Consider the following 443-nt stretch of genomic DNA (forward strand, 5'->3'; position numbering starts at 1 on the left):
GTCAAACACCACCAACATATTAGAAATGGCTGACGGAATTAAAATAGCCAGCATAACATATGTGGTATGCGAAACAAATTACAATACATCATAACTTTCATACACAAATACAAACCAGACTTCATACTCATACAAGAAACCAATATACGAACAGATCAACATGCATCCAACATTACAACACAGTTAGGTTTAAAACATGCATGCTTTAGTCTGGGAATTCACAACACGGGATCAGGGGTAGCTATTATACAGACATCAGACAGGTGGGTCTTTGTAAAAGGGAGTAGGGATAATGAAGGGAGGGTAGCGATTGTACCAAACCCGAAAGTAGGGTATTGGTGAACCATACAATAAGTGAAACCTTCGAGTTAACCCGGTCAGTTAGACAGGGTTGCTCTCTGTCTCCCTTGTTGTACGTTCTAGCATTAGAACCACTCTTGGAA

General features: G+C 40.2%; 1 protein-coding gene. It reads left to right on the forward strand.

Annotated features, from left to right (window positions below):
* Window positions 1–57: 57 nt before the first annotated feature.
* Window positions 58–342 carry an endonuclease/exonuclease/phosphatase family protein gene (locus AC1VNY_RS42690; protein WP_482409705.1) on the forward strand — a complete coding sequence of 95 codons (285 nt, stop codon included), beginning with the start codon at window positions 58–60 and terminating at the stop codon, window positions 340–342.
* Window positions 343–443 lie beyond the last annotated feature (101 nt).

The organism is Bradyrhizobium ferriligni (genome assembly GCF_056837965.1).